The 6,941-nt window shown below is 68.5% G+C and carries 2 protein-coding genes; both read right to left on the bottom strand.

Features of this window, described 5'->3' with window-relative positions; translation table 11 throughout:
- On the bottom strand, positions 1–5,699 hold a 5,699-nt coding region (locus ABZW96_RS36960), incomplete at its 3' end, for an amino acid adenylation domain-containing protein (protein WP_355081468.1).
- A 267-nt stretch (positions 5,700–5,966) separates the two neighbouring features.
- Positions 5,967–6,941: AMP-binding protein (locus ABZW96_RS36955; RefSeq protein ID WP_355081466.1), on the bottom strand; the 975-nt coding region annotated here is incomplete at its 5' end.

Genomic DNA, 6,941 nt, shown 5'->3' with positions numbered 1-6,941 from the left:
GCATGCGTCGCCGCATCGATCTCGATATCCACTCGCGCACCCGCCAGCGACGCCACCGCAGGCCGCGGACGATCCGTCGGCAACTCCAGCAAATCAGGCAACCCGGCCAGCTCGCCACGCCAGAACGCGATCTGCTGGGCCGCGATCGATGCCGGATCGTTCTCGTCGCCCAGCACCTCCCGCTGCCACAACGCGTAATCCGCATACTGCACCCGCAACGACGACCACCCCGGAACCTCACCCGAAGTACGCGCCGCATACGCCACCATCACATCCCGCACCAACGGACCCATCGACGACGCATCCGCCGCGATGTGATGCACCACCACCGCCAACACATACGTCTCGGGCGCTCCGTCGACCTGGATGAGGACGGCACGCAACGGCACCTCGGCCGTCACGTCGAACGGAGTCGCCGCCAAGGCGTACACGGCGCTCGCCACGTCCGACTCGGCCAGCACCCGCGGAGTGAGATCCAAGGCGACCTGTCCGGCGGGCAGCACCACCTGCACCGGACCGTCGACCGTCTCCGGATACACCGTGCGCAGCACCTCGTGGCGCACGACCACATCCTGTAGCGCCGCACCCAGCGCGGCGACATCCAACGCACCGGTCAACCGCAACGCGAACGGCAGGTTGTAGGCCGCCGAACCGATCTGCTCCGCGGCCTCATCGGACTGATCGAAGCGGTTGAGGAACCACATCCGCCGCTGCGCCAACGACAACGGCAACCGCTCCGGCCGGGCGATACTGCCCAACTCAACGCGCTCACCGTGCGTGTGCGACTCCAGCGCCGCCGCCAACCCCGCCACCGTCGGAGTCTCGAACAGCGTCCGCACCGGCACGCGGCCACCGACCGCCGCGCCGAGACGCGCCACGACTTGGGTGGCGACCAGCGAATTGCCGCCGAGCGCGAAGAAGTCGTCATCCGCGCCGACCCGGGTCACACCGAGCACCTCGCCGAACACACCCGCCACGATCTCCTCGATCGCGCTCGAGGGCGCACGGAAGTGCTTGGTCTCGAAGGTGGGCTCCGGTAGCGCCTTACGATCCAGCTTGCCGCTGGAGTTCAGCGGGAACGCATCCAGCGCCACGATGGCGCCCGGAACCATGTAGGCGGGCAACGTCTCACCGATCGCGGAGCGCAGTGCCTGCGTGTCGATCCGGTCTCCCGGAGCGGGGACGACGTAGGCCACGAGTTGGTCGCCCAGCGATGAAGGCGACACGAGCGCCACCGCCTGGCTCACCGAAGGCTGCGCCAGCAGCGCCGTCTCGATCTCGCCCAGCTCGATCCGCTGACCACGGAACTTCACCTGGAAATCGGTCCGGCCGAGATAGTCGAGGACCGCGTCGTCGGCGTCCTTGCGCCATACGACGAGGTCACCGGTGCGGTACATCCGCTCGCCGTTGCCGAACGGGTTGGCCACGAACCGGTCCGCGGTGAGATCGGGACGCCGCACATAACCGCGGGCCAGCTGATCACCGGCCAAGTACAACTCACCGGGCACACCCACCGGCACCGGCCGCAACCACGAGTCCAGGACGTACACCTGCGTGTTCCACTGCGGCAGACCGATCGGCACGCTGCGCTCGTCCGCCGACGCGGGCCAGTAGGTCACCGAGACCGCCGCCTCGGTCGGGCCGTACAAGTTGTGCACAGCGGCGTCGGACACCGCGTGCATGGCTCCCACGGTCTCCGGGGGCAGCGCCTCGCCGATCACGAAGACGTGTTTCAGCGTCGGGCAGCTGCCGGGCGTGGTGTGCGCGGCGAAGACGGTCAGCATGGACGGCACGAAGTCGGTTACCGTCACGCGCTGCCCGGCAATGGTTTCCGCGACGTAGGCGGGGTCGCGGTGCCCGTCCGGCGTGGCGACGACGAGCTTCGCTCCCGCACGCAACGGCATGAAGTAGCCCCACAGCGAGACGTCGAAGGTCGTCGCCGTCTTCTGCAGGTACACGTCGTCGGCGCCCAGCGGGTATTCCGCCAGCATCCACGCGATCTGGTTGTCGATCGCCGCATGGGACACCGCGACGCCCTTGGGCCTGCCGGTCGATCCCGACGTGAAGATCACGTACGCCGGGTGCTCCGGCAACACCGGACGCAGTAGTTCCTCCGGGCGAACCGGGCTGTCGTCGAAGCTGTCGAGATCCAGGGTGTCGACGGCGAGCGCCCGGACCTCCTCGTGCAGGGCCGCCGCGTCGGCACTGGTCGTCACGACACAGAGGGGGCGAGCGGTGTCGAGGATGTGCGCGATGCGTTCGGCCGGATGATCCGGATCCAACGGCACATACGCCCCACCCGACGCCACCACCGCATACATCCCCACCACAAGATCCAACGACCGCCGAACCGCCAACCCCACCAACGACTCCGCACCCACACCCTGCGAAATCAACAAACGCGCCAGCCGATTCACCCGCGCATCGAACTCACGATAAGTCAGCTCGGCACCCTCGTAAGCAACGGCGATCCGTTCCGGATTCGCTTCGACGGCACGTCGATATCCGTCGAGCAGCAATGCGGAGCGGACGGGGTAACGGGTGTCGTTCCACTCGTGCAGGATTCGATCGCGCTCGACCACGCTGAGCAGGTCTATGCCGCCCAGTGCGCGATCGGGGTCGGCCGCGACCGCGCGCAGCAACCGGTTCAGGCGCGCCGCGAATTCGGCGACCGAACCCTCATCGAAAAGGTCGGTGGCATAGGTGAACATGGCGGCCAGGCCCGCGTCCGGACCTTCCTGCGGCGTCACCGTCAGCTGCAGATCGAATTTGGCTACCGCGCCGTCGAGTTCGACCGCGCCGACCGACAGGCCGGGCAACTCGAGCTCCGCTCGGTCCATGTTCTGGAAGAACAGCGCCACCTGGAACAGCGGATGATGCGCCTGCGAGCGGACCGGGTCCAGCACCTCGACCAGCCGCTCGAACGGCAACTCGGCATGCGAGAAGGCGGCGAGGTCACGTTCCTTGGTCACCGCCAGCAGTTCGGCGAACGAGGCCGCCGGATCCACCGCGGTCCGCAACACCAGCGTGTTGACGAACATGCCGACCAGATCGTCGAGTTCGGCCTCGCCGCGGCCCGCGACCGGCGTGCCGATGGTGATGTCGGCGGAGCCGGACAGTCGGGCGAGCAACGCCGCGAAAGCGGTGTGCACAACCATGAACAACGAGGCGCCATTCGCGTGCGCGAGTTCGTCGAGCCGGGCCCGGGTGGGTGCGTCGACGGTGAAGGTGAAGACCCCTCCGCTTCCGGATGCCGCGGCGGGACGCGGCCGATCCGTGGGGAGATCGATCCGGTCCGGAATGTCCGCGAGAGCATCGCGCCAGAAGGCGATCTGCGTCGCGGCCACGGAACGGGGGTCGTTCTCCTCGCCCAGCACGGCGCGCTGCCACAGCGTGTAGTCCGCGTACTGCACCGGCAGCGGTTCCCAGCCGGGTGCGGTGCCCGCGCTGCGCGCGACATAGGCGGTCATCAAGTCGCGCACCAGCGGCGCTATCGAGGTGCCATCGGCCGCGATGTGGTGCACGACGACGGCGAGGACGTAGTCGTCGGGACCGGTCCGCGCGAGCGAAAGCCGCAACGGCACCTCGGCCGCGACATCGAAACCGGTGGCGGCGAACGCACGCAGCCAGTCCGGGAGTTCCCCGGCGGGCAGGTCGTGCGGCGTCAGGTCCGGCGTCGCCTCCGCGGCGGGCAGCACCACCTGATACCCGGTACCGTCCACCGCCGGATACACCGTCCGCAACGTCTCATGACGCCCGACCACATCCGCGACCGCCGCCTGCAACGCCGCCACATCCAACACACCCGACAACCGCACCGCGAACGGAATATTGTTCGCCGCGGACCCGGTATCGAACTGATTCAAAAACCACATCCGCCGCTGCGCCAACGACAACGGCACCCGCTCCGGACGCTCCACCGCCACCAGTGCCGGACGCTGCGCGCCGGTGTCGAATTCGGCGAGCCGGGCGGCCAGCAGCGCGACCGTCGGCGCTTCGAACACCGTCCGCGCGGGCACCCGCGCGCCGATCGACGCCCCGAGCCGGGCCGCTACCTGCGTCGCGATGAGCGAGTTGCCGCCCAGCTCGAAGAAATCGTCGTCCGCGCCGATCTCGTCGCCGGCGCTGAGCAGGTCGGCGAACACACCCGCCACCAACTGCTCGAGCGCACCCGACGGAGCGCGGAATTCCTTGGTCTGCAGCTGCGGAGCGGGCAGGGCCCGACGATCCAGCTTGCCCACCGGGGTCAGCGGGATCTCGTTCAGCACGGTGAGGGAGGTCGGCACCATGTGCACCGGCAGGCTGCGCTCGGCGTGCGCGGTCAGCTCGTCGATGTCGATCGAGTGTCCGCTCGCCGCATGCACGTAGGAGGCGAGAATCGTCGCGCCGCTGTCCAATTGGTGCCCGACGGTGACCGCGAAATCCACCGTCTCGTGCGCCGCCAGCACCGCATCGATCTCACCGAGCTCGATACGGAAACCGCGAATCTTCACCTGGAAGTCGTTGCGACCCAGGTACTCCAACTCACCACTCGGCGTCCAACGCACCAGATCACCGGTGCGATAGAGACGAGAGTGGTTCGGGTCGAAGGGGTTCGGGACGAAACGCACAGCGGTGAGGCCGGGGCGCAGCTGGTAGCCCCGCGCCAACTGGGGCCCGCCGATGTACAACTCGCCGACCACGCCGATCGGGACCGGCACCAGTCGATCGTCCAGCACGTACTCGGTGGTCGCCTGGATCGGCGCGCCGATCGTGACCGGCTGCCCCGGCACCAGCGGCGCGCTGATGTTCGTCATGATCGTGGTCTCGGTCGGGCCGTACCCGTTGTAGAACTCGCGATCACCGTCGGCGAGCGGGCGCACCCAGCGCCGCACCAGCTCCGGCGGGCACGCCTCGCCACCGGCCACCACCACACGCAACTCGTCCAGCCCCGCCGGATCCACCGACGCCAGCGCGGCCGGGGTGATGAACGCGTGCGTGACGGCCTCCCTGCGCAGGAGCGCGGCCAGCTCGTCACCGCCGTACACCGTCGGCGCGACCACGACCATGGTGGCCGCGCCACCCAGCGCGAGCAGCAACTCCAGCACCGACGCGTCGAACGACGGCGACGCGAAATGCAACGTCCGCGACGCACTCGTCACCCGATACCGATCACGCTGCTCGGCACAGAAACTCGCCAACCCCGCCTGCGTGACGACCACACCCTTCGGCATGCCGGTCGATCCCGAGGTGTAGATGACGTAGGCAGGATGTTCGGCGCGCAATTGGCGCAGCCGATCCGCATAGGTGACCGGTTCGGTCGGGTAGTCCTCCAGCTGCCTGGCACAGGTGTCGGAATCGATCACCAGCCATTCGATTTCGTTGGGCAGGTCCTCCACCACACGCGCGACGGTGAGTCCGAGCACGGCGCCGGAGTCCTTCACCATGTGCTCGACCCGGTCGGCCGGATAATTCGGATCCACCGGCACGAACCCCGCACCGGTCTTGGCCACCGCCCACACCGCGACCACCGACTCCACCGAACGCGGAACACCGACCGCGACCAGATCCTCCGGACCCACCCCACGATCGATCAACAAACGCGCCAAACGCGTGGATTCGGCGTCGAGTTCCGCGTAGGTGAGTTGTCCGCGTGAGCTGACCGCGTCGGCGAACACGACCGCGGTACCGGTCGGATTCGCCTCGACGGCGGTTGCCATCAGTTGCGGAAGGGTAGTGACTCTAGGTCGCCGGGTACGTGTGGGCCGCACCCGCGCGGGCCGCGTCACGCGAGCCCCGCTTCGTCCCTGGTCCCCCATCCCTGAGCCGGCAGACTATTCCCCGACAAGCGAAACATGAAAACTCTGCACATCCTGCCTGTAAGAACACGTCCATGACACATTTCCAGCGGACACCCTGATACTCCAAACCAACCAGCTGTGTCCATGGTCACACAACTGGCGGCTCGTGTCCGGCCGCGAATCAATTCACTCGCTACCGAGCAGCTCGGTGAACTCGACGATAGCGGCCACATCGGCCCACGGGCCCGCCGGTACGGCGCCGACACCATTGTCCAGCACCACAGCGTGCAAATCCTCCAGGGCCGTCGGGTCGAGGGCGTCCAGCCCGGTCCGATCGGTCACCAGATGGGTTACCCACTCGTCGGCCAGCGACTCCGTCAGCGCGCCGTCCGCGCCGACCAGCACCACCGACGCGCCCACCGATCCCGCGGCCACCACCTCGATCAGCGCGGCGGGCGACTGCGGGCTGCCGTGCTGGAAGGTGCGCGATTCGAAGGTCAGCTCGGTGCGGGCGCGCAGCCGTCCGGCCGCCGTGGCCAAGTCGTCGTAGCTGAGCACTTGCGCGCCGACGAACGCCGGGTCGGTGCCGCGCAGCGCCCGGGTGCGGTGTGCGTAGGTGACCGGGCGGGGTGATTCGGCGGCGATCTCGGCGATGACGGCGGGGTCGTCGAGGGCGAGCCAGTCGAGGGTGCCGGTGGGTGGATCACCGAGGGTGAGGCCGACTTTGGTTTGGAGGTCGTCGGGCAGTGCGGTGTCGAGGGTGTCGACGGGGACGACGGCGGCGCCTGTTTTGAGGACGGCCCAGGTCGCGATGACCGCTTCCATGCCGCGATCCAAGCGCATTCCGACACCCGCGCCGGGACCGCAGCCCCGCGCGATGAGCACCCGCGCCAAACGCGAAGAGCGGGCGTCGAGATCTTGGTACGACAGCGCGTTCTCACCGGCGACTACGGCGGGCCCCTCCGGGTCGTCCTCGACCGCCGCCGCCAGCGCCTGGGTCAGCGCCGTGCCCGCGGTAGCCGTGGGCGGTTCGACGCTCGCCGACTCCGCCGCGGCCGCCATCCGCTCCCGTTCGGTTCGGTCGAGGATGTCGATGTCGCCGATGGGGGTGTGGGGGTTGGTGGCGATGGTGGTGAGGATGCGTTCGAGTCGGTGGCCGAG

The organism is Nocardia sp. NPDC004168, assembly GCF_040610355.1.
Lineage (GTDB): Bacteria > Actinomycetota > Actinomycetes > Mycobacteriales > Mycobacteriaceae > Nocardia > Nocardia sichangensis.
The sequence above is the reverse complement of the archived record's forward strand: the minus strand, read 5'-3'. Positions and strand labels throughout refer to the sequence as shown.